At 61.8% G+C, this 20,667-nt stretch carries 20 protein-coding genes; 3 read left to right on the forward strand and 17 right to left on the reverse strand.

The window, feature by feature from the left end:
- Nucleotides 1-74 precede the first annotated feature (74 nt).
- Both ASE71_RS28135 and ASE71_RS28140 read left to right on the forward strand, forming a co-directional pair.
- Nucleotides 75-1,085 (forward strand): substrate-binding domain-containing protein, encoded by a 1,011-nt coding sequence (locus ASE71_RS28135; protein ID WP_060521239.1) that lies wholly within the window; start codon nucleotides 75-77, stop codon nucleotides 1,083-1,085.
- 235 nt (nucleotides 1,086-1,320) lie between these two features.
- Complete coding sequence (locus ASE71_RS28140; protein ID WP_034791723.1) at nucleotides 1,321-1,524, forward strand: cold-shock protein; 204 nt, start codon at nucleotides 1,321-1,323, stop codon at nucleotides 1,522-1,524.
- A gap of 193 nt (nucleotides 1,525-1,717) precedes the next feature.
- Here ASE71_RS28140 and ASE71_RS37680 read toward each other — a convergent pair whose 3' ends face one another.
- From ASE71_RS37680 to ASE71_RS28175, 8 genes are all read right to left on the reverse strand, one after another.
- Nucleotides 1,718-2,536, reverse strand: a complete 819-nt coding sequence (locus ASE71_RS37680; protein ID WP_413814656.1) for a septal ring lytic transglycosylase RlpA family protein — start codon at nucleotides 2,534-2,536, stop codon at nucleotides 1,718-1,720.
- Nucleotides 2,537-3,299: 763 nt separating this feature from the next.
- Complete coding sequence (locus ASE71_RS28145; protein WP_060521240.1) at nucleotides 3,300-4,739, reverse strand: MFS transporter; 1,440 nt, start codon at nucleotides 4,737-4,739, stop codon at nucleotides 3,300-3,302.
- A 54-nt stretch (nucleotides 4,740-4,793) separates the two neighbouring features.
- Nucleotides 4,794-5,819 carry an aliphatic sulfonate ABC transporter substrate-binding protein gene (locus tag ASE71_RS28150; RefSeq protein ID WP_060521241.1) on the reverse strand — a complete coding sequence of 342 codons (1,026 nt, stop codon included), beginning with the start codon at nucleotides 5,817-5,819 and terminating at the stop codon, nucleotides 4,794-4,796.
- Between the two features lie 48 nt (nucleotides 5,820-5,867).
- On the reverse strand, nucleotides 5,868-6,731 hold the full coding sequence (locus ASE71_RS28155) for an ABC transporter permease (protein WP_060521242.1): 864 nt from the start codon (nucleotides 6,729-6,731) through the stop codon (nucleotides 5,868-5,870).
- Nucleotides 6,732-6,742: 11 nt separating this feature from the next.
- Nucleotides 6,743-7,579: an ABC transporter ATP-binding protein gene (locus ASE71_RS28160; protein ID WP_060521243.1), complete on the reverse strand. Its 837-nt coding sequence runs from the start codon at nucleotides 7,577-7,579 to the stop codon at nucleotides 6,743-6,745.
- A gap of 13 nt (nucleotides 7,580-7,592) precedes the next feature.
- On the reverse strand, nucleotides 7,593-7,922 hold the full coding sequence (locus tag ASE71_RS28165; RefSeq protein ID WP_034791661.1) for a ferredoxin family protein: 330 nt from the start codon (nucleotides 7,920-7,922) through the stop codon (nucleotides 7,593-7,595).
- A 3-nt stretch (nucleotides 7,923-7,925) separates the two neighbouring features.
- Nucleotides 7,926-9,554, reverse strand: a complete 1,629-nt coding sequence (locus tag ASE71_RS28170) for an FAD-binding protein (protein ID WP_060521244.1) — start codon at nucleotides 9,552-9,554, stop codon at nucleotides 7,926-7,928.
- A gap of 64 nt (nucleotides 9,555-9,618) precedes the next feature.
- Nucleotides 9,619-10,206: a thioredoxin family protein gene (locus ASE71_RS28175; protein WP_060521245.1), complete on the reverse strand. Its 588-nt coding sequence runs from the start codon at nucleotides 10,204-10,206 to the stop codon at nucleotides 9,619-9,621.
- 512 nt (nucleotides 10,207-10,718) lie between these two features.
- On the opposite strand from ASE71_RS28175, the gene ASE71_RS28180 reads away from it, so the two are divergent.
- A complete protein-coding gene (locus ASE71_RS28180; protein WP_200949967.1) occupies nucleotides 10,719-11,459 on the forward strand; it encodes a Crp/Fnr family transcriptional regulator in 741 nt (246 codons plus the stop codon).
- A gap of 19 nt (nucleotides 11,460-11,478) precedes the next feature.
- Here ASE71_RS28180 and ASE71_RS28185 read toward each other — a convergent pair whose 3' ends face one another.
- The 9 genes from ASE71_RS28185 to ASE71_RS28225 form a co-directional block, all read right to left on the reverse strand.
- The gene (locus tag ASE71_RS28185; protein WP_060521246.1) at nucleotides 11,479-12,435 is read right to left on the reverse strand and encodes a HEAT repeat domain-containing protein; all 957 of its coding nucleotides are present in this window, start codon (nucleotides 12,433-12,435) and stop codon (nucleotides 11,479-11,481) included.
- Nucleotide 12,436: 1 nt separating this feature from the next.
- Nucleotides 12,437-12,670 carry a ferredoxin family protein gene (locus ASE71_RS28190; RefSeq protein WP_034791614.1) on the reverse strand — a complete coding sequence of 78 codons (234 nt, stop codon included), beginning with the start codon at nucleotides 12,668-12,670 and terminating at the stop codon, nucleotides 12,437-12,439.
- A 12-nt stretch (nucleotides 12,671-12,682) separates the two neighbouring features.
- Nucleotides 12,683-14,419 carry a fumarate reductase/succinate dehydrogenase flavoprotein subunit gene (locus ASE71_RS28195; RefSeq protein ID WP_060521247.1) on the reverse strand — a complete coding sequence of 579 codons (1,737 nt, stop codon included), beginning with the start codon at nucleotides 14,417-14,419 and terminating at the stop codon, nucleotides 12,683-12,685.
- A gap of 9 nt (nucleotides 14,420-14,428) precedes the next feature.
- The gene (locus ASE71_RS28200; protein ID WP_034791608.1) at nucleotides 14,429-14,716 is read right to left on the reverse strand and encodes a DUF971 domain-containing protein; all 288 of its coding nucleotides are present in this window, start codon (nucleotides 14,714-14,716) and stop codon (nucleotides 14,429-14,431) included.
- Nucleotides 14,717-14,935: 219 nt separating this feature from the next.
- Nucleotides 14,936-15,679, reverse strand: a complete 744-nt coding sequence (locus tag ASE71_RS28205) for an ABC transporter ATP-binding protein (protein WP_060521248.1) — start codon at nucleotides 15,677-15,679, stop codon at nucleotides 14,936-14,938.
- Entirely contained in the window at nucleotides 15,676-16,512 is an 837-nt protein-coding gene (locus tag ASE71_RS28210) for an ABC transporter permease subunit (protein ID WP_051659223.1), read from the reverse strand. Before ASE71_RS28210 ends, ASE71_RS28205 begins: the two co-directional genes overlap by 4 nt.
- Nucleotides 16,512-17,465 carry a sulfonate ABC transporter substrate-binding protein gene (locus ASE71_RS28215; protein WP_060521249.1) on the reverse strand — a complete coding sequence of 318 codons (954 nt, stop codon included), beginning with the start codon at nucleotides 17,463-17,465 and terminating at the stop codon, nucleotides 16,512-16,514. The genes ASE71_RS28210 and ASE71_RS28215 overlap by 1 nt, the downstream gene beginning before the upstream one ends.
- Nucleotides 17,466-17,685: 220 nt before the next feature.
- On the reverse strand, nucleotides 17,686-18,909 hold the full coding sequence (locus ASE71_RS28220) for an acyl-CoA dehydrogenase family protein (RefSeq protein ID WP_060521250.1): 1,224 nt from the start codon (nucleotides 18,907-18,909) through the stop codon (nucleotides 17,686-17,688).
- Nucleotides 18,910-19,000: 91 nt separating this feature from the next.
- Nucleotides 19,001-20,632, reverse strand: a complete 1,632-nt coding sequence (locus ASE71_RS28225; protein ID WP_034791602.1) for an ABC transporter substrate-binding protein — start codon at nucleotides 20,630-20,632, stop codon at nucleotides 19,001-19,003.
- Nucleotides 20,633-20,667: the final 35 nt, after the last annotated feature.

Here is a 20,667-nt window from a genome sequence, read left to right on the forward strand (position 1 = left end):
CACACAATCGCGCCTTTGCAAATCGTTTTGCTTCGGTGCGATCGGCGTGATAAAAGACGTTCATCGGAGGGCTGATGGGAAAACCTACTATCGCCGACCTTGCCAAGGCGGCTGGAGTCTCGGTCACAACTGTTTCGCACGCGTTCAGCGGCCGACGTTACGTCGAGCCGGAAACGCGCAAGCGCATCGAAACGCTGGCGCAGGAAATGGGCTATCGTCCCAATCACCGTGCGCAGCGTTTGCGCACCGGCAGAGCCGGATCTATCGCACTGGTTTCATCGATGCCCTTTGCGGTGGCCGCCGGACCGTCGAGGCTGGGCTTCCTCATGGAAATTGCTGCTGCCGCCGCCGTGACGGCTTTTGCCAGGGGTATTTCCCTTTGCCTCGTTCCTCCACTCGGGCCCCGCGACCGCCTCGACGCGCTTGAGGTGGACGGCGCCATCGTCGTGGAGCCGGAACGAGACGACCCGGTGCTGGATTTCTTTTCGTCCCGCGGGACCGAGGTCGTGTGCATCGGGCGTGCGCCCGGCCGGGACGATCTTCCGTTCGTGGATTTGCAGAGCGCCGCAACGGCGCATCTGCTGCTCGATCACCTGCTTGCGGGCGACGGTCAGGTCGGCTTGATAACGGGTGAACAAAGGCGCAATTCCTATATCGAGATGGAGGCTGTGTATGCGCAGCGCATGGCCGGAAGCGGCTTTACGCCACGCGCCATCCGCATCGACGAACAGGGGGGCGAAGAAGCGGCAGCAATCGCTGCTGAAAGCTTGCTGCGCGCCAATCCCTCCATCTCGGCCCTTTGCGTGCCGGTCGACGCCTTTGCGACAGGCGTTTTCAACGCGGCCCGCGCCACCGGTCGCCAGATCCCGCACGACCTTCGGATCGCGACCCGCTATGACGGCATGCGCGCCAAACTCGCCACCCCTCCGCTGACCGCAGTTGATCTGCACCTTGGTGAGGTGGCAGGAGCCGCAGTCAACCTGCTCTTGGCGCGATTGGAGCAGGTGAACGTCGAACCAAGTGATCTCCCGCCACCAGGTCTGATCCTGCGCCCCTCTTCGATGATTTCGTGCGATTCCATCTGAGGAAGGCTCAAGCCGAGAGCGCGATGGCCGGACATCCGCGCGGCCGCGTTTAACGTCGTGACTGTCGCGCCGTCGCCATTGCCGCCTTTATCCAGGGTCTAAACGGCCCCTGGTATGAAGGAAGAAGGTCCGGCTCAGCAAATTAAGTTTTGCCAACATGCGCGATTGCCGCTAAGGCAGGCGCTGGATATGGTGCTCCGGCAAAACGCAGAGCACTCAGCTGACGAGGATGACTATGGCAACCGGTACCGTAAAGTTTTTCAACCAGGACAAGGGTTTTGGCTTCATCACGCCTGACAATGGCGGACCGGACGTTTTTGTCCATGTGTCGGCGCTTGAGGGCGCAACGTCACTGCGCGACGGTCAAAAGGTCAGCTATGAACTTGGCCAGGACCGCAAGACCGGAAAATCGAAGGCCGAAAACGTCAGGTCAGCCTGAACTTCGGATACCAAGCTTCGGGAATTCGCTTGATTGCATTCCCTCACTTTCCCGGCCGCGCCAGCGGCCGGGAAATATTATGATGTCGTCTCGCGAGGCCGTCGGGTCCTCCTTTTTTGCAGGCGATCCCAACGCACAAAACGGAAACTGAGCGCATAATTCTGGTCCGGCTAACTTCTCTGAAGCTTCCGGCTCACCCTCGACACGCACGCCACGCGCTCTGGCAACGTTCACACCACCGGATATGGCCGGTTTCCGGGTCTCCCCGTCGTCGCCTTGCTGGCGATCGTCGGCCAGTCATTCCAGTCCGGTGGCTTTTGCGATCGAAAGCTGCCGGGAGAAACGCCTGCAACACAGATTTCTCGCCCACCCGCTCCTTGTTCAAACAGCATTCGGCAAAAATCGCGGTTTCCCTTGCAATACTTGCCTTGCCGAGGGGTGCCAAGTGGTGTGCCTGGGAAGCCCAGAGTACATACGACGCCGCCCGTCCCCGCAAACCAGAGGCAGCCAGAAAGTTACCGGCAGATTTCGAGCCGACGAACAGGGTGCTGCGCTCACCGTAGTTGGTAAGCGGTTTGCCGGCGACCTGCGCGCCGATTGGCCGATTGACGCCAAGGGGACCTTGGCGCTTCCTTTGTGACGCCATGAGAAACGCCATATCATCTCCGTTTAGAGCGGCGCGCCCCACATATTGTACCCGGACGGACGCTGTCCCGCGGCGCGTCGTATCCAGCATCTCTGCTGCCTTGCTGGAAATATCGATCAAACGCCCTTTGTGGTAAGGGCCACGATCATTGACGCGCACAATGACCGACGAGCCGTTTGTGAGATTTGTCACCCGCACGTAGCTGGGCAAGGGAAGTGTCGGATGCGCGGCGGAGAGGCGGCCCGGATCGTAAGTCTCGCCATTTGCGGTCCGCCGCCCTTGAAACCCCCGAGCGTACCAGGAGGCAATGCCGCTTCGATCGTAGCCCGGTTCCTCCTTCGGATAGTAACGCTTGCCTTTGACCACGTAAGGCTTGCCGACAGTATAATGGCCGACACGCTGCGAGGTTCTTTTACCGGAAGCATCTGGCATTTTGACATAGACACGGTGCAGCGTGGCGGGAGAATGCGTTCAGGCTGGTCATGCCGGGCGTAGATGTCGTGGTGCAGGCTCCACCGAACGCACAGAACATCGTAATTGCCAACCAGCGCATGACTTTAACGGTCGCTGCTACTCCATCTCCCATCCCGTCCACCATCGACTGCAACTCGACACGCGACCGCAATGCGCAGTGGAGACGCGAGACAGGCGACGCAGCCGTGAGGGGCTGGTCGACACTAGGCGCAATCTGGGGCGTGCCGTTGGTCCGCTCCATCTCTGATACCTCGGTAAAATGAGGCTACGAGCGAATGGTTCCGCCCTCCCGACCTAGGGCATATCTGCCCGTTCTTCGCGATCAGAGGCGGAAATAAAAAGTCGAGTTCGTCGACTGTGTCGCACCGATGAAAGAGCACCGTCTATTTGGGTGTCAGCGGCGGAAGCGAAACGATGGCTGAATCGCATCGAAGGCGAACTCACCCTCGCAGGCGAACCAAAGCCGGCGCTTCGCCCCGGCCGCCGATTTATGTCGTACCCTGCTTACGAACCGCAGACCGGGAGGTCAGGCGAAACTTCTAGCCTTGAAAATGGGAAGGAAGTTTTCGCCCGGCGCCTCCGCCGGTCTTTCCTCGGCTCTTCGGCGATCTCCGCTCAAAAGTCGCCAGTGGCTCGCGGTTTCTGTTACGCCGCCTTATCCGACGACAGGGCGACCACGGTGGCCGGAAACCTCAGCACCCGCGTCGGACGACAGTGCGAGAAAGCGAAGCGCCGACACGAAGCCTATGGCGGCGATAAAGAGGAAGGCGGCGCGAATATCCGGAAGCATATTATGATCGCCTCCTCCCCCGCCCAGATAGGATGCGAAGCGAATGACGGCTGCGGCAACGGCGATGCCAAGCAGTTGGGAGAGTTGCTGCAGCATCGCCGAAATCGTCGTCGCCGCGCTTCGCTGAGCAGGCGGTACATCCGCGAAGGCGATTGTCGTCAGCGCCGTAAACTGCATCGAGCGGGAAAGGCCGCAGGCAATCAGCAGCACCCACATGACAATGCGCGGCGTTTCTCCGTCGACGAATGCGAAGGCACCGATCGTCGTGGCGGCGATCATGCCATTTACGACAAGAAGGCTGCGGAAGCCGAAAAGACGCAGAGCCGGTGTGGTGACGCTCTTCATCAAAAGGTTGCCGAGAAAGTAGACGAAGACCAGCGAGCCCGTCTCCACCGCATTGAAACCCAAACCAACCTGGAAGAGCAGCGGCAGCAGAAATGGCGTCGCATTGACGGCAAGCCGCCCGGCGGTGCCCGCCGAAAGCGTTGCGAAGGCGAAAGTCGGGATCTTCAGCACTGTCATGTCGAGCAGGGGATGCGCAGCGCGCCGCAGATGGCGGACTGCAAAAAAGCCGGCGAAAAGACCGGCGACCAGAAGGCCAAGTGAAGCGGTCCCACCCGAGGATGAACTGGAAAGCTCCAAACCGCCAAGGGTGAGTGCGAGCGCGCCTCCAGTCAGCAAGACGCCGGTCACATCAAAGGGTCGCGCTCCCTCCGCAGGCACGCGCGGCACGAAAAAGGCAACGATCACGACACCGAATATGCCGAGAGGCAGATTGATGAAGAAGTTCCACTCCCAGCCGGCGTGGGTTGTAATCCAGGCACCGATCAGAGGGCCGATAACGGGGGCAATCAGAGCCGGCCAGGTGATGGTGGCGATCGCCCGCACCAATTCCGCCTTCGGTGCATCGCGCAGTACGAGCTGACGCCCAACTGGCGTCATCAGCGCTGCGGACGCACCTTGGAAGAGCCGAGCCACGGTGAATTGACCAAGCGACGCCGAGAAGCCGCAAGCAACGGAGGCGAGCGTGAACAGCGCGATAGCGGCAAGAAAGACCTCTCGCGCGCCAAAACGCTCGGCGAGCCATCCGGCCGGCGGAATAAACACGGCCATCGCAAGAAGATAGGCGGTGAAGCCAATGTTGAGCGTCACCACATCCGTCGCGAAGGCCTTGGACATGGCCGGCAGCGAGGTTGCGATGATCGTGCTGTCGAGCATCTGCATGAAAAAGGCCACCGCCACGACGGCCGGGACGATGCGGGTGCGGTGAAACGGAAGTGGAGAAGAGGAAATGGAGGACATCATTCAAGAAGAAGAGAGGGCGGAGACGCAGGTGCGCCGCCGCCCGAACCTACAGGATCAGTTGCTGGCAGCAACTCTTTTTAGAGCTGCGTCGTAGAAGGAGCGGTCAATCCAGCTCTCATAATTGACTTTACCCTTCAGCAGCCCGGCTTCGGCCATGAAGGCCTCCTCCCCCTGAAGCGCTTTCACTGCCGCATCCGTGATTTCCGGGTCCTGGAAGAACTTTCCATCCGGGTAGGTGGCGCGGACTGCCTTGTCACTGCTGCCTGTCTCCTTGACAAAGATCGTAGTCGTCTCTTCCGGATTGGCGTCGGCCCAGCGGGCAGTCGCAATATCGACAGCCAGCAGACGTGTCACGATTTCAGGATACTTGCGGGCGAATTCACCGTTGACGCTGAGGAGATGTGGAACCGCCCAATCGGGGCTGCCCGACACGCCGGCGTCGAAGATCACCCGCGCTCCGCCCTTTTCAACAAGCGTCTGCACCGGGCCGGTGCTTTCCACGATGGCATCGACGTCACCACGGGCCAGCGCCGGGCCGGAACTGTCGATACCGAGGTTCAGGCTTTCCACGTCCGCGAGGGAAAGACCTGCGGCCTGCAGGGCCTTGGCGAAGGTCGAGTGACGCACCGTGCCTGAGAGATAGGCGACCTTCTTGCCCTTCAGGTCCTCAATCTTCTGGATCGCAGACTCCGGCTTGACGACGATCTGCGTCTCGTTCGAACGGTTCCAGCTCGAAAGGCCGATGAGCTTCACATCGGCCCCGGTCGCCGCCAGACGAAGCGACGGGTTGTTGCCGATATAGGTGAAGTCGATCGCTCCCGAACCGAGCGCAACCGTGGCAGCGGAACCGCCATCGAATGTCGTCAGCTCGATCTTGATGCCGTCCTTGGCGAACTCGTCTTCCAGCAGTTTCTTGTTGCGATAAAGGATGAATTTCAGGTGGCCCGGCGCGGTCGAGCCGATGCGGATGACCTCGGGCTTCGCGTCGTCGGCAAAGGCCGGCGCGGCACCCGCCACCGGCAGGACCGATAGCGCCAAGGCGAGCTTCAACAATGTGCGGCGGAGTGGATTGGCTGTCATGGATGGATCCTTTCGAAATCGCGTGTTCGTTGGAAGAGAGGCTGGGGCTCAGTTCGGGCCGCTTTCGCCGTCGCCGCGCCAGCGGGTGGCGCGTCGTTCCCCAGCGACGAGCAAGTAGTTCAGCAGGAGGCCGATGATCGTCAGCGTCAGGATGCCGGCATACATCCGGTCTGTTTCCAGCATCAGCGACGAATTCTGGATGAGGTAGCCGATGCCGGATTGGGCCGCGAGCATCTCCGCGGCGATGACCGAAAAGAGCGAGGTCTTCACACCAAGCCGAGCGCCCGCGACAATCGAGGGAACGGCCGAGGGCAGAATGACCTTCTTGAAGAGATCCCAGTCGGACGTTCCCATGGAACGCGCTGCCTTCACCAGCAGTGGATCGACCGACTTCACACCGACGATGGTGTTGATCAGCAGGAAGAAGACGGCCGCGTAGAATGTGATGGCGATCTTTGACGCCTCGCCGATGCCGAGCAAAAGGATGAAGACCGGCAGCAGCGCGAACTGCGAGGTATTGCGCAGGGTCTGGACGAGAAAGTCCGAGGCCTTTTCGAAGAGCGGATAGCGCCCCATCAAAAGACCAAGCGGTACGGCGACAACAACGGCAAGCGAAAAGCCGATCGCGGCGCGCTGCAGGCTGATGCCGATGTGGTCAGCAAGCTGACCCGAGGCGATCATCTCCCACAGGACAGAGAGCACCTGGCTGAGTGGCGGGAAGAACAGCGCGTTGATCCAGCCGGCGCGTGGCGCGATCTCCCAGAGAAGCGCGAAGGCGACGAGCGCCGGCAGGCCCAGCGTAATGGTTGAGAAGGCTTCACCGAGAACCGTCGGCGGTTTCTCCGCGGCACGCTTTCGGCGCGATGATAATGTCCGGCGGAGCGGCAGGTTGCGGTCGGCGATCAGACTCATCGGATCCTCCCTTAGTTGGTATAGTTGGATGCGAGCGCCCAATCGCGCTGGGCCTTGACGACCTCGTCACGCAAGCTTTCCCAGACGCGGCCCCGATAGGCATTGAAGGCCGCGTTGTTGCGGATATCGAGGTCGCGCGGGCGCGGCAGGTCAATCTCGACGATTTCCTTGACGCTCGCCGGGCGCGCTGTCATCACGACCACGCGGTCGGCGAGGTAGATCGCCTCGTCGATCGAATGGGTGACAAAGACGACGGTCGTCTTGATCTGTTCCCAAATGCGCAACAGTTCGCTTTGCAGGATGTCGCGCGTCTGGGCGTCAAGAGCCGCGAAGGGCTCGTCCATCAGCAGCACCTGCGGATCGGTGGAGAGCGCCCGGGCGATTGCCACGCGCTGCTGCATGCCGCCGGAAAGCTGCGAGGGGAAGCGGTCTTCGAAGCCCTTGAGGCCGAAGAGATGCAGGAAATGACGTGCCTTCTCGCGACGCTCCGCCGCCGGCACACCACGCACCTCCAGGGCATATTCGATGTTCTGCAGCGCTGTTCGCCAGGGAAAAAGCGCATATTGCTGGAAGACATAGGCGGTGCGGGCATGCGGTTTGGAGACCTCGATGCCGTCGATGCGAGCGACGCCCGAGGTCGCTTCGGTCAATCCGGCAATGACATCGAGCAGCACCGACTTGCCGCTGCCGGACGGCCCGACCAGCGTGATGAATTCGCCGCGTTTGATGGTCAGGTCGACGCCATCCAGCACCGCAATGCGGCTCGAGGCGACACCGTCCACCGTTACGGTCTGGCCCTGTTTGAGCGTAAAGGTCTTGCGCAGCGCGCTGACGGCTATGCGTTCCATGGTCGAACTCCCTTCAAACCTGCGCCACGCGGATGTGACGGGTCGGATCATCTTGCGCGCCGCCGGCGCGGCCGCGGTTCCACCCGAGCGAGCGGGCGTAGGCGCCAAAAAGGTCGCGTTCCAGCACCTCGGCCTCCGCGATGCCTGTTGGTCCGTGCGCCGCCTCGGCGACATAGAGCGCATCCGTCGGACAATAGATTTCGCAGAGAAAACAGGTTTGGCAGTCGTCTTGCCGGGCAATGATCGGCAGACCCGTTTCGTCGCGATCGAAGACGAAGGCGGGACAGATCCGTTCGCAGATATCGCAGCGGATGCAGCGGTCGACGGAGATAACCTCGATCATCGCTCAGCCCTCCCGAACCGTCTCGAAAGCGAGGTCTTCACGCACGGCGCTCACCTGATCGAGCCCGGAGACGACGATGCGGCTCGCCTGCCCGTCGTCCTCGGTCGGAAAGTCACTCCGGCGGTGCACGCCCCGGCTTTCCGTGCGCAAGAGCGCAGCCGCGACCGTCCAGCGGGCGCTCGCCGTAACCGACGCCACCTCTCGTGCGCGAAGTCGGTCGATGCCGACCGCGGGCTTTGCCTGGTTGAGGCCGGCCCACACGCCTTCCAGAATGCGGTGACTTGTCTCCAGGGCGCTGGCCTTGCGCCAATAACTCCTGTCGAGCGGCACGATCTCCTCGTGCACCGCGCGGGCGGCGGCCGCGAGATTGACGTCTTCACGTTCGCCGGCGCCGCGCAAACCCGTCGCGCCGAGCGGCCGCAAGCGCGCCGCATCACGGGACTTTCTGCTGCTCGCATGCCGGGCGGCGCCGTGACCGGCCCACCAGCCGCTGGCAATCGCCCAGGAGGCATTGATGGCCCCGCCACCGGAAACCCCACCCGTCACGTTTTCACGGCTCGCCGCGTCGCCGGCGGCGTAAAGCCCGGTAATGCCGGAGCCACAGTCGGACGAGACGATGCGGATACCGCCGGTGCCGCGCACGGTGCCCTCGTATTTGAGGTCGACCCGGAACAGGTGCTCGAAGGGATTGATCCCCATCCGGTCGTAAGGCTGAAAACAGTTCGGCTGGCCACGACGCAGCCAGTCCTGCATCGCGGGTTCGGCAAGATCGAGCCGGGCATAGACCGGGCCGGACAGCAGGGCCTCGGCCACTTGCCGCTCGCCGCCGCCGATACCGTTCGTCACCGGCTCACCGCGGGCGTCGCGCAGCACCTCGCCGTTCTCTCGGTAGAAGGTCGCCCAGCGAAAAGGCAAACCCTTGTTCAGCGAGGAACCGTGCGGGGCGAGCGTGTATTTGCCGGTGAATTCCATGCCGGAAAGGGACGCGCCGGCCTCTGCGGCGAAGAGATAGCCATCACCGGTGAGCCCCGTGCCACCGAGGATGCGTTCGAAGAAGGCGCAGCCGCCGGTGGCAAGCACGACGGCACCGGCCGATACGGAGAAGCTTGCGCCATTGCGGCGAGAAAGCCCCGCAGCCCCGCCGACATGATGATCGTCGCCAAGCAGTTCCAGGATAGGATGGTGGTCAAGGATCGTGACACCGGCCTTGTGCACACGCTGGCGCATGAAGCGCATGTAGTCAGGACCGCGCAGGTTGGCGATATAGAGGTTGCCATCCTCTTCGCTCGGAAAGGGATAGCCCCATTCGACGAGCTTCAGGAGGTTTTCGTAGGCGCGGTCAGCCGCGCGCAACATCCAGCGACGATCGGCAAGGCCGGCAGTGCGCTTGAAACGCTGCTCGACCGAGGCTGCGCGCCCTTCTCCCGGCGGCACACACCACGTTCCCGTGTTGGACGGAGCCGTGGCACCGCTCGTGCCGTGGTAGCCCTTGTCAGCCAAGACGACGCGCGCGCCGGTCTCGGCAGCGGAAAGCGCCGCCCAGGCGGCGGCGGGGCCCCCACCGACAACCAGCACGTCCGTTTCGATGTGGCGCCCGTCTTCGGTGGGCTGTTCCTTGCGACGCGATGCCATGATGTCCCGGTATAGAAAAGGAAGCGTTGGCCGGCTGTACGGCCGGCCGTTTCACGATTGCGGATCAGGCTGCGGTGGAGAACCAGGACGGTTCGTTGCCAGCCGACCACTTGATGTTGCAGCCGATCGAGGGCACCTGGCCGGCGCCGACAGCTTCGCCCTTCAGGACCGCGTCGACCGCAGCGCGCAGATCCGCACCCGTCACATCCTTGCCGTTGCCGGGCCGGGCTTCATCGAACTGGCCGTGATAGGCAAGCTTGCGATCTCGGTCATAGAGAAAAAAGTCCGGAGTGCAGGCCGCACCAAAGGCCTTGGCGACACTTTGCGACGCGTCCTTCAGATAGGGGAAGCCATAGCCGTGAGTCTTTGCCTCTACACCAATCCGCTCCAGCGTTTCTTCCGGATGCGCCTTGGCGTCGTTGCTGTTGATCGCGACGACGGCAAGCCCCTGCGTGGCATAGTCGCGCGCAAATTTCGCCAGTTCCTCGCGGATCAACACCACGAAGGGGCAGCGGTTGGAGATGAAGGCGACGAGCAGCGCCGGGCTGTCCTTGAACTCGGCCAACGTGAACAGGTTGCCATCGGCATCGGGCAACGTGAAGTCCGCCGCGCGGGTTCCAAGTGTAATGGGATTGGATTCGGTTTTGGGCATGGTATCCTCCTGGCAAGCCAATAGAAATATTACCTCACAAAACATATATATTTTATAGATATTAATTTTCTCCGGATTGCAGGCCGCGGAGATAATCTTGCTGCGCAAGGACACAAGGCTCGGATTCTCGTTTCGGAGTGGCGGTCTTTTGGCAGCGCGCGCGTCGGTCGATCTCGCGAAATTCTACGGCGCATGAGCGGACAACAATCGGTCCAGGCGCGAACCACGCCCGCGGCCAGGCTCATTTCGCAAAACGAGCAGACGCGTGGCGACTTTCACAGGGGGGGAGCGTGCGGGGCCCCAGGAAGGCCTCCTGACTCTGGCGCTTCAAACATCTATTCGACGAAAATCTTCCACGTCCAGTTCCGAAACCGCGATTATTTTTCTTCTTAATTGGTAGATTTTCTATAATTTAAGGGCGATCTACGCTGTGGGAGGAGAGCGATGTGAGCCTCGACGTCCGCGTGACCGCCAATCAGGATGCACGCCCGAAACACACCCCCTCGGTTGATCTGCCGGCCCCGGCCATTCTTCCCGGTGATCAGGCCCTCTTCTTGAGTGAAGGTATCGGCGGGCTCGACGAAGGAGCGCATTTTCTCGATGCCCTCGCCCCCGACGAATGGACGAGGCTGAGAGCGCAGGGCCGCCAGCTCTCGTTTCGAACGGGTGAAGCAATCTTCAACCAGGGCGACGGGCACGGCGGTATCTTCATCATCGAAGCCGGCGACGTCAGGGTCTTTTATACCGCACCGTCGGGGCGCGAGATCACATTGGCCTACTGGACGAAGGGCCATTTTATCGGCGGCCCGGAAATGACGGGCGGCGGGGTGCACATCTGGTCGGGAGAAGCTCTTAGCGACTGTCGTATCCTCTTCCTTCCCGCGCCAGCGCTGAAGAAGCTGGTCCTCGAGATGCCAAATTTCGCGCTCTGTCTCCTGCAGGGGCTGGCCGCCAAGGGACGGTGCTATTCGGCTATGGCGCAGATGCTGGGCACCCGCTCCGTCATCGAACGCCTTGCCCAGTTCCTGATCAATCTCGGCGATCTGCACGGGGTGCGGGACGGGCGAGCCATCATCATCAACGCGAAGGTCACCCATGACCAGATCGCGGCCATGGTCGGTTCGACCCGCCAATGGGTGACGATGATGATGAAGCGGTTCCAGAAGGACGGACTTGTATCCGTGTCGCCGCGCCACATTCGCATCGAGCGCCCGTATGCCTTGATGGAGATGGTGTCGAAGCGCGGCGCGTGAGATTGCGCTTCGATCGCAATCAACCAATCCGGGTCAGCGCCCAGCGCACCGTTTTTCGCACATCCGGATCCGTGTCGGAGGCATGGGCCATCAGCGGCTCGCGAGCCGATGGATCGGCAATCTCGCCGAGCGCTGCCGCGGCCTCCTTGCGGAGCGACGGCAGGTCGCTCGCAAGCTGCGCCGCTATATCGGCCACGGCCGATTGCGCCTTCAGGCTCCCGAGCGCGCCAAGACACTTCTGGCGGACCTGCCAGTAGTCGTCCGCCAATCCCGCAACGAGACCGCCGACGGCAAATGCCTGGCCGATCCTCCCGAGCGATTGCGCCGCGGCCGCCCTCACCTGCCAGACATCGTCCCGTAGCGCCGCAGCAACTGCGGTGGCCGCTGCGACCTGTTTTGTGAACGACAAGGCGTTGACCGCCTCCGCACGGACAGAAGCGTCGGCGTCGCGCGTGGCTGCGATCAATGATGGCAGCGTTTCTTCGAGCTTGAGATAGGCGATCACTCCCAGCGCCTCGGCCCGCACCTGAGCGCTTTCGTCCGACATTGCTTTAAGTGCGGGACCAAGCGCTGCGCGTGAGCGCAGTCCCTTCATTCCGCGAAAACCGGACGCGCGCACAAAAGGGTCCGGATGTGTAGGCAACGAAAGGAGCGCGGGAACCGCAGACGGATCCTTCAACTCGGCAAGGCTGTCCGCCGCAGCAGAAGCCACCGGTCTATCCAGATCAATCAGGAGTTTCGCCAGCCCGCTGGCGGCATCGATCGTGTCGAAATCGCCGAGTGCCATCGCCACCTGAAGGCGCACGGTCGCATCGTTGTCTCCAACCATCGCCAGCAGATGCAGGAGACTGTCCGGCATCGCCGTCTCGGCAAGATCGATGACGGCGAGGCGGCGAACGGCGGGATCCGCATCAGCGAGACGGCCGACAATTTCATCGGCATTGCCGAAATCCTCGAATGGATCGAACGTCGCCATGTCAGCGCAACAGGTAGGGGATGTTGACGGTAACGGCGCCCGTCGGGCAATCCGTCTCACACGGCATGCAATACCAGCATTCGTCGAACTTCATGTAGGCCTTGCCGGTGAGGTCGCTGATACGCAAGACATCGAGCGGGCAAACCTCGACGCAGACGGTGCAGCCCTTGTCGGCGATGCATTTCGCTTCGTCGACGACGACGGGAACTGTGGTGGGGGAAAGTGCAAGCGGCATGGCTCTCCTCGATCAGGCTTGGTTCGAAACGCGCAGACGCTCGTAGGCCGCCCGCTCTTCGGTCTCGATAGGAACGATGTAGGGCTCAATGGCGCGCTTCTCGGAGCTCATGCGGCCATTCATCTTGCGAAGCAGCGTGTGGCAGAACCAGTTCTCGTCGTCCTTTTCGGGATAATCGATCCGGTTGTGATAAAGGCCCCAGCGGCTTTCGGTCCGATAGAGCGATGCATGGGCGGCCATGTCCGCGCAATCGAGGATGGACGACACCTCCAATGACCGCATCAGCTCATGCGCGTTGCGCGCGACGAGGGCTGTCTCAAGGTCGTCCCTGGCCTCGGCCAATCGCGCCTGGCCGATCTGCATCCGAACCGTCACCTTGGGCGGCTGCAGGTAGTCGTTGACGAGGCGCCGCACCTTGTATTCGAGCTGGTTGGGGGGAATTCCGTCGTCACGACGCGTCGGCGCCAGAACGCGCTCGCGCTCGAGCCGCACGAAGTCGGGATCGTAGTCCGGAAGGTCGGTTTCCAATGCCACCTCTGCCGCATGCTCTCCAGCCACCGCCCCGTTTGTGAAGGCTCCGAGCATGTAGTTGTGCGGCACGCTTGCCATGTCGCCGGCAGCATAAAGGCCAGGCACGGTCGTGCGCGCATATTCGTCGACGAAGACGCCTGATGCGCTGTGGCCGGAGCAGAAACCGATCTCGGAAATGTGCATCTCGATCATCTTGTCGCGATAGTCGGTGCCACGCGCCGCATGAAACCGCCCACGGGAGGGGCGCTCGACCCGATGCAGGATGTCTTCGATCTCGCCGACCGTGTCGGGATGGAGATGGTTGAGCTTCAGGAAGACAGGGCCTTTTCCCGATTGCAGCTCATTGTAAAACTCCTGCATCATCTGCCCGGACCAATAGTCACTTTCGATGAACCGCTTGCCCTCGCTGTTGGCGGTGTAGGCGCCGAACGGACCGGCGACGTAAGCGCAGGCGGGACCGTTATAGTCCTTGATCAGCGGATTGATCTGGTAGCATTCGAGGTTCGCGAGCGCCGCCCCGGCATGATAGGCCATGGCATAGCCATCCCCGGAGTTCGTGGGATTCTCGTAGGTGCCGAACAGATAGCCCGAATGCGGCAGGCCGAGCCTACCGGCCGCTCCCATGCACAGGATCACCGCCTTGGCCCGAAGCACGAGAAATTCCGCAGTGCGGGTGTTGACGGCAACGGCACCGGCGATGCGACCATCCTTCGCCGTCAGCAACCGCGTGGCCATGAAGCGGTTGGAAATCAGGATGCGCTCGCGTTTCAGCTGGCGATAGAGCGCCTTCTTGACCGTTTCGCCATTCGGCATCGGCAACACATAAGTGCCGAGGTGATGGACCTTCTTCAGGTCGTAGTCGCCGTTGGCATTCCTCTGGAAGCGGATGCCGAAGCGATCCAGTTCCTGGATGATGTCGTAGCAGCGTGATGCGTAGTTGAAGACCGGCGCCTGATCGACGATGCCATCGTTGGCGATCGTGATTTCCTTCGTGTACTGCTCCGGTGTCGCATAGCCCGGCACGACGGCGTTGTTCAGCCCGTCCATGCCCATCGAGATTGCGCCGGATCGTTTCACGTTGGCTTTTTCCAGCAACACGACGTTCAGCGCAGGGTTCTTCTGCTTCGCCTTCAAGGCCGCCATCGGACCGGCGGTTCCGCCGCCGATCACCAGGACATCGCAGGCAACTTCCGACAGGCCGTCAATAAAATCGTCCATGCTTCTTCCTCAAAACGTAGAGTCGGCGATCGCGCGCAGGTAGGGCCAGGGGTAGATGCCGCGATCATGGCCATCGGAAAAAACCAGCCGGATCGCGTAGGTGCCGATTGGCTCTGCACCGCTGAGTGTGACGGCATCATAGGAACCAGCGCGCCCTTCGATATCCGCGCGCACCTGGCTGGCAGCGCGGCTGCGCGCCCGCAGCACGGTCGCCGGGATATGAGAAACCGCCCCATCGTCCCACGTGACAGCGAGACTGCTGCGTGCAGCATTGACCTTGAGACTGATAGCGATCATGGGCGCTCCTTGATGGTTCGACCATTTTAGGAAGGTGGGGGCCCCGCACACGCAATAAATTGCCTTGGCATTTCGATGGGGACCCTGTCGCAGCCGAACGAGGTCCCCACGAACGCGCGCCAACGCCCGTAAGGCCGGGCGACGAAGCGCACGTCCGCACCCGGCGCCCACGATCGTGGTCGCAAACCCCAACGCTCTCGCCGGCAGTCAAATCGAACGCTACACGGCCTCAAGTATCTGACGCTGCAAATCGACCGCACGGGGGTCAGCCAGCTCCCGCCGCGGACGCTCGAGATCGATGTCGATATCGAGCGCGATTGCCCCTTCCCGCAGCACCACCACACGGTCGGCCAGCGCCACCGCCTCTGCGACGTCGTGGGTGATCAGCACGGTGGTAAAACCTCGACCCGTCCAGATCCCCTCGAGCAGGCGATGCATTTCAATGCGCGTGAGCGCATCGAGCGCGCCGAAAGGTTCATCGAGCAACAGGATCTGCGGCGCACTGACGAGGGCGCGGGCGAGAGCCACGCGCTGACGCTGGCCGCCGGAAAGTACACTCGGCCAATCGTTTTCACGTCCCCCCAACCCCACGTCCGCGAGCGCTCGACGGGCAGTTTCTTGCCAGTTCTGGCCGCGGGCGATGCCGACGTTCTCGATAACCCGCTGCCAGGGAACAAGGCGCGCCTCCTGGAAAAGCAGGCGCACGGACGCAAGGGTGCGGTCAACCTTTTGCCCGGCGATACTGACGCGGCCCGCCGTTGCCGCATCAAGACCGGCGATCAGCCGCAACAAGGTTGATTTGCCGCCACCCGACCTTCCGACGACGGCAAGAAACTGGCCCGCGGGAACTTCCAGGTTGAAACTGTCGAGGACGTTGAGCTGGCCGAAAGACTTTTCGACCCGCGACAGCGAAATCGGGAGACCGCCGTCGCTATCCCTCACATGGGCCTGCAGGGCACTCATTGTCGGCCCCCCTGCTTCAACTGATAGGCCGGATGCCATACGAGAACGCGCTTCTCAATCGAACGGGTCACAACATCAGCGAATTTTCCGAGAAGCGCATAGACGATAATGCCGAGCAGGACGACGTCCGTCTGCAGGAACTCCCGCGCGTTCATCGTCATGTATCCAATGCCGTTCGTCGATGAAATCGTTTCAGCGACGATCAGCGTCAGCCACATGAAACCGAGAGCATAGCGCAGGCCGACCAGGATGGAGGGCAGCGCGCCGGGAAGAATGATGCGGCGGATCAGCGCCCTGCGGTCGAGCCCGTAGACGGACGCCATTTCAACGATCTGAGGGTCGATGGTTCGCACGCCATAGAAGGTGTTGATGTAGATCGGGAAAAAGACGCCGATCGAAACCAGAAAGATCTTGGCGGTTTCATCGATACCGAACCAGAGGATCACGAGCGGGATCAAGGCAAGATGCGGGATGTTGCGCACCATCTGGACGGTGCTGTCGAGGAGGGTTTCGGCCGGTTTCCACAGACCGGTAACGACGCCGGCGACGAAGCCGAGCCCGCCGCCGATCGCAAGGCCTATGAAGGCCCGACGGGTGGAGGCGAGCGTATGGAAAAGAAGCGAGCCATCAAGCAACGACCGCCAGAAGGCCGCAGCAATCGTCGTCGGCGCCGGCATGAGGCGGGCGGTGACGAGACCCGTGCGCGCCGCAATTTCCCAAACGACGAGAAGCGCAAGCGGAAGAGCCCATGGAGCCAGCCCGCTCCACAGGTTCTTCAGATTGGGCCTGCGGGCTTCGCCGGTAGCAATACCGGCTACCGACACGTCCACCATCAGGCACCGCCTTTGCGCACGACGTCCGCGATCGAGATCTTGTTCGGGATCAGGCCGAGTTCGAAGAAGGTATCGGCGATCGTCTGTTGCTGTTTGACGATGCCCTCATCGAGAGCCTTCACGCCGTACGATTGTCGCTGCAGCGCGACGGCCAGCACGTCCGCGGGAATGCCAACGGAAGGCGAAAGTTCGGCGGCCGCGGCGGCCGGATTGGCCTTCGCCCATTCGTCGATCTCTGCAACGGCCTCGATCACCGTATCGACGGCCTCGGGATGGCCGTCCACGAATGGCTTTGCGCCCAGGTAGAACTGGTGGTTGGGTACGATCCCTTCGCCGTTTCGAAGTTCGCGTGCCTCGATCGCGAGCTCGGCTGCAGCCTGGAACGGGTCCCAGATCACCCAGGCATCGACGGCGCCCTGTTCAAAGGCAGCGCGGGCGTCGGCGGGCGGAAGGAAGGAGGTCTTGATGTCGCTATAGTTGAGACCAGCCTCCTCCAGCGCCTTCACCAGGAGGAAGTGCACGTTCGAACCCTTGTTAAGGGCGACGGTCTTACCCTTCAGATCCGAAACCTTCTGGATGGGGCTACCCTTCGGCACGAGGATCGCCTCGCCGCGCGGCGCTGGCGGTTCATGGGCGATATAGACCAGCGGCGCGCCGGCCGCCTGCGCGAAGATCGGCGGCGTTTCTCCCGTCGTACCGAAATCGACTGCGCCGACATTCAAGGCTTCGAGAAGTTGCGGGCCCGCCGGGAATTCTGCCCATGTGACCGTGTAGCCGATCTTCTCCAGCTTCTTCTCCAGAAGACCCTTTCCCTTGAGCAGCACAAGCGTGCCGTATTTCTGGTAGCCAATGCGGATCACTTTGTCGGAGGCTGCTGCGGGAGCGACCTCAAGAAGCGGCACCGTAAACAGGGCCGCAAGCGCTATCGAGAAAAGGCGTCTGGAAATCATCATGACGTTCTCCTGTGCGAAAGGTGTATATTAGCACATATAATCGATAGATTTCACCTTCATTCTAGAGCGCCCTTTCCAAGCTTACCGCCGCGCGTAGTTTTTTCTCCTCACGCCTGGGACTTTGCGACGATAGAGCTTCCAACCATCGGCTCAGTTGAGCGCCGAAGCGACCGTCAGCAAGCCGACCAGACCGCAGGCGCTGCCAGACAGGTGTGTGCAGTCAAAACACCCTTCCTTCCCTCAGATGCGTGGTCGTGCCGTTCAGCAGGTAGTCGCCCAGCACACGCGACTTATGCAGGAGCGGGTTGTGGTTGAGAACGGTGCGGATGTTGCGCCAGTGCCGATCGAAGTTGTTGCCGCGCGAAGTCGCCGAGCCGCCGCCGAGCTCGAACATGCGCTCAGCGCTTCGCAAGCCGAGCTGGCCAAGGACAAGCTGCGCTCGCGCTGTCGTCAGCGCGCTCTCGATCAAGGCGTCCTCGATCGCGGCATCGTTGCTACTGCCCAAGGCGGCAACCGTCCGGTCGAGCGCAACCGCGGCGGCGGCAACCGCCGTGTCGATCGCGAAGGAATTGGCGGCGATTTCGCCGATCACCTGCTGCACGAACGGATCCTGATTGGCCGTTTCGGCGCTGCTGTGGGCGGCAGATCGCGCTTGGCTGCGAACATAGGCAAGGCCGTCCGAAAGGACGTTTCGCACCGCGCCGGCAGCACTTGCCGCCAGATGCAACTGGCGCAGCGTCGAGCAGTGGCGACCGACGAGATTGTCGAGGGCGCGCCGGGCCAATTCGTGCGGAAACACCTCGACATTGTCGAGGATGACGCCGCCGCTGGCGGTCAGGCGCTGCCCCATGCCATCCCAATCGTCAAGAATGGTAATGCCCTGCCGGTCGACCGGCAGGAGAACACCAACGGCCTGCCCCTCCTCGTCCAGCGCGCTGAACGAAGCGAAGTCGGCAAAGGCTGTTCCCGTGGCATACCATTTGCGGCCGTTGAGCCTGTAGGTGTCGCCCTTTCTGGCGATCGTCGTCGTCACCTGGCCGGGGCGAGCCGTGCCTTGCTCTGTATGGGCGCCGCCAAAAAGCTTGCCGCTCAGAATAAGCTCGACTGCACCGGCATCCCGCTCACGAGGCTCGCTGAGGATAACGTTTTCGACATAGTTGAAATGAGACCGGAGCGCGTGGGCGACGTTGGAATCGGCAGCACCGATCGCCGCGATCATCTCGATGTAATCGGCAACAGAACCGCCCGGCCCGCCGAGCACCGCCGGGATGCGCAGGGTTCCAAGTTCCAGCTCGCGGAAAAGCTTGAAGGCTTCGAAGGGAAGTTGACGCGAGAGGTCTCGTTCGGACGCGCCCTTGGCGACTTCGGCCACGAAGCCGGGAATGCGCGCGAGAAGCTGCGCGCGTGTTGGGCGGGAAACGGTCAGCACCTTGGTTATCGTCACACGTCAACTCCGACACTGAAGAAAAAGAGAGTGCAGCCAGGGTCCGCTCCGGCTGCACTCGCGCCTTCGACGACTACGTCGTCGAGATCATTTACGATTGCCCGTCGAGATAGATGCCTGCCCCATTGCTCCAGAGATGCTCGACGCCGAGCTTCAGGTTCTTTACCCGCTTGTCGTAGACGGTGATGACAGCCGGGGTGACGATGTCGAGCGTCGGCAGATCCTGAACCACCAGTTTCTGGAACTCGTTGAAGAGCTGCAGGCGCTTCTTCGGATCGATCTCGACGGCGGCCGTTTCGAGCAGTCGATCGACGTCCGGGTTCGAATACTTGGAGCCGTTGGTGAAGGGCACGCCCGGCTTGAAGTTCTTCGACCAGTAGAGCCGCTGAACACCGACGGTCGGGTCGTAGAGGTTACTCATGCCTTCAATCGCGATATCGAAGTCGCGATCGGTGAAGACGCGCTTGACGAAAGTCGCAAAGTCCTGGGTTCGCAGCTCTACCTTGATGCCCACTTTGGCAAGGGCCTGGGCGATGTATTCCGCGGTCTGCTTGGGAGGACCGGAAGGCTGGGTCGGATCGATGAACAGCTTGAAGCGGAAACCGTCGGCGCCCCGCGCATAACCTGCCTCGTCGAGGAGCTTTTCGGCCTTGGCCGGGTCGAACTCGTATTTGGGAAGGTCCGGAGTGTAGAACTTCGCGAGATCCGGGCTGACAGGCCCGTCGAGCCGCGTTGCATAGCCGAGGTAGACGGTATTGACGATGAAGTCCTTGTCGACCGCGTGCGCGATCGCATGGCGCACCTTGATGTCGGCAAGATACTTGTTTTCGAGATTGAACTCGGCGCGGGCGATGCTCGGCGAATAGGGCGCCGGATCGGTATCGACGACGAGGTTCGGGTTGGCCTTCAGCCGGTCGATGTCGGTGAGCGGCAGGTTGGCCGTCGAGACCTGCACCTCGCCGGTCTCGATCGCAGCGACGGCTGCCGCCGGATCGATGATGAAGCGGAAGATGATCTGATCAAGGTAGGGCTTGGGCGAACCCCAATAGTCCTCGTTGCGCACGAAAAGCGCATGGCTTCCGCGCACCCATTCGACGAACTTGTAGGGGCCGGTGCCGACAGGCGCGACGTTGTGCGGGTTTTCCGCAATCTTTGTGCCTTCATAGAGGTGCTTCGGGACGATTGGCGCCTCGAAGCTTGCAAAGGCGGTCAAAAGGTAAGGAGCCGGCTTGGCAAGGATCAATTCGACCTCATGCGAATTGAGAATATTGGCCTCCTTCACATGGGCAAAGGTCGCCCGGCCACGTGGGTGGTTTTCCTTAAGCGCCAGGATCGAAAAGGCGACGTCTTCGGCCGTGAAATCCTTGCCGTCGTGCCAACGGACACCCTGGCGCAGCTTGAACCAGTAGCGCAGGCCGTCTTCGCTGACCGTCCACTCGGTGGCGAGCAGCGGCTGAGGATTGAAGTCCTTGTCATAGGTGAGCAGGCTCTCGGTCGCCTTGCCGCTGATGTAGTAGGCAGCGCCGGCGCTATGGGCGATAAGGACGAGAACTGGCGGTTCGGTGCCGATGTTGATCGATACGCTGCCGCCGCGCGGCGGCTCGTCTGCCGCGAGCGAGGGCACCGGCAGCATTGGAACGGCAATCGCGCTCGCCAGCGCAACGGAGGAAAGGAGGAACGCGCGCCGCGTCGGCTTGAAAGTCCCGTTGTGTCTTGCTGTCATCTGAGTATCCCCTAGCAGGCGAAGCACAGGCAACG

This window comes from Ensifer sp. Root954 (assembly GCF_001429005.1).
Lineage (GTDB): Bacteria > Pseudomonadota > Alphaproteobacteria > Rhizobiales > Rhizobiaceae > Ensifer > Ensifer adhaerens.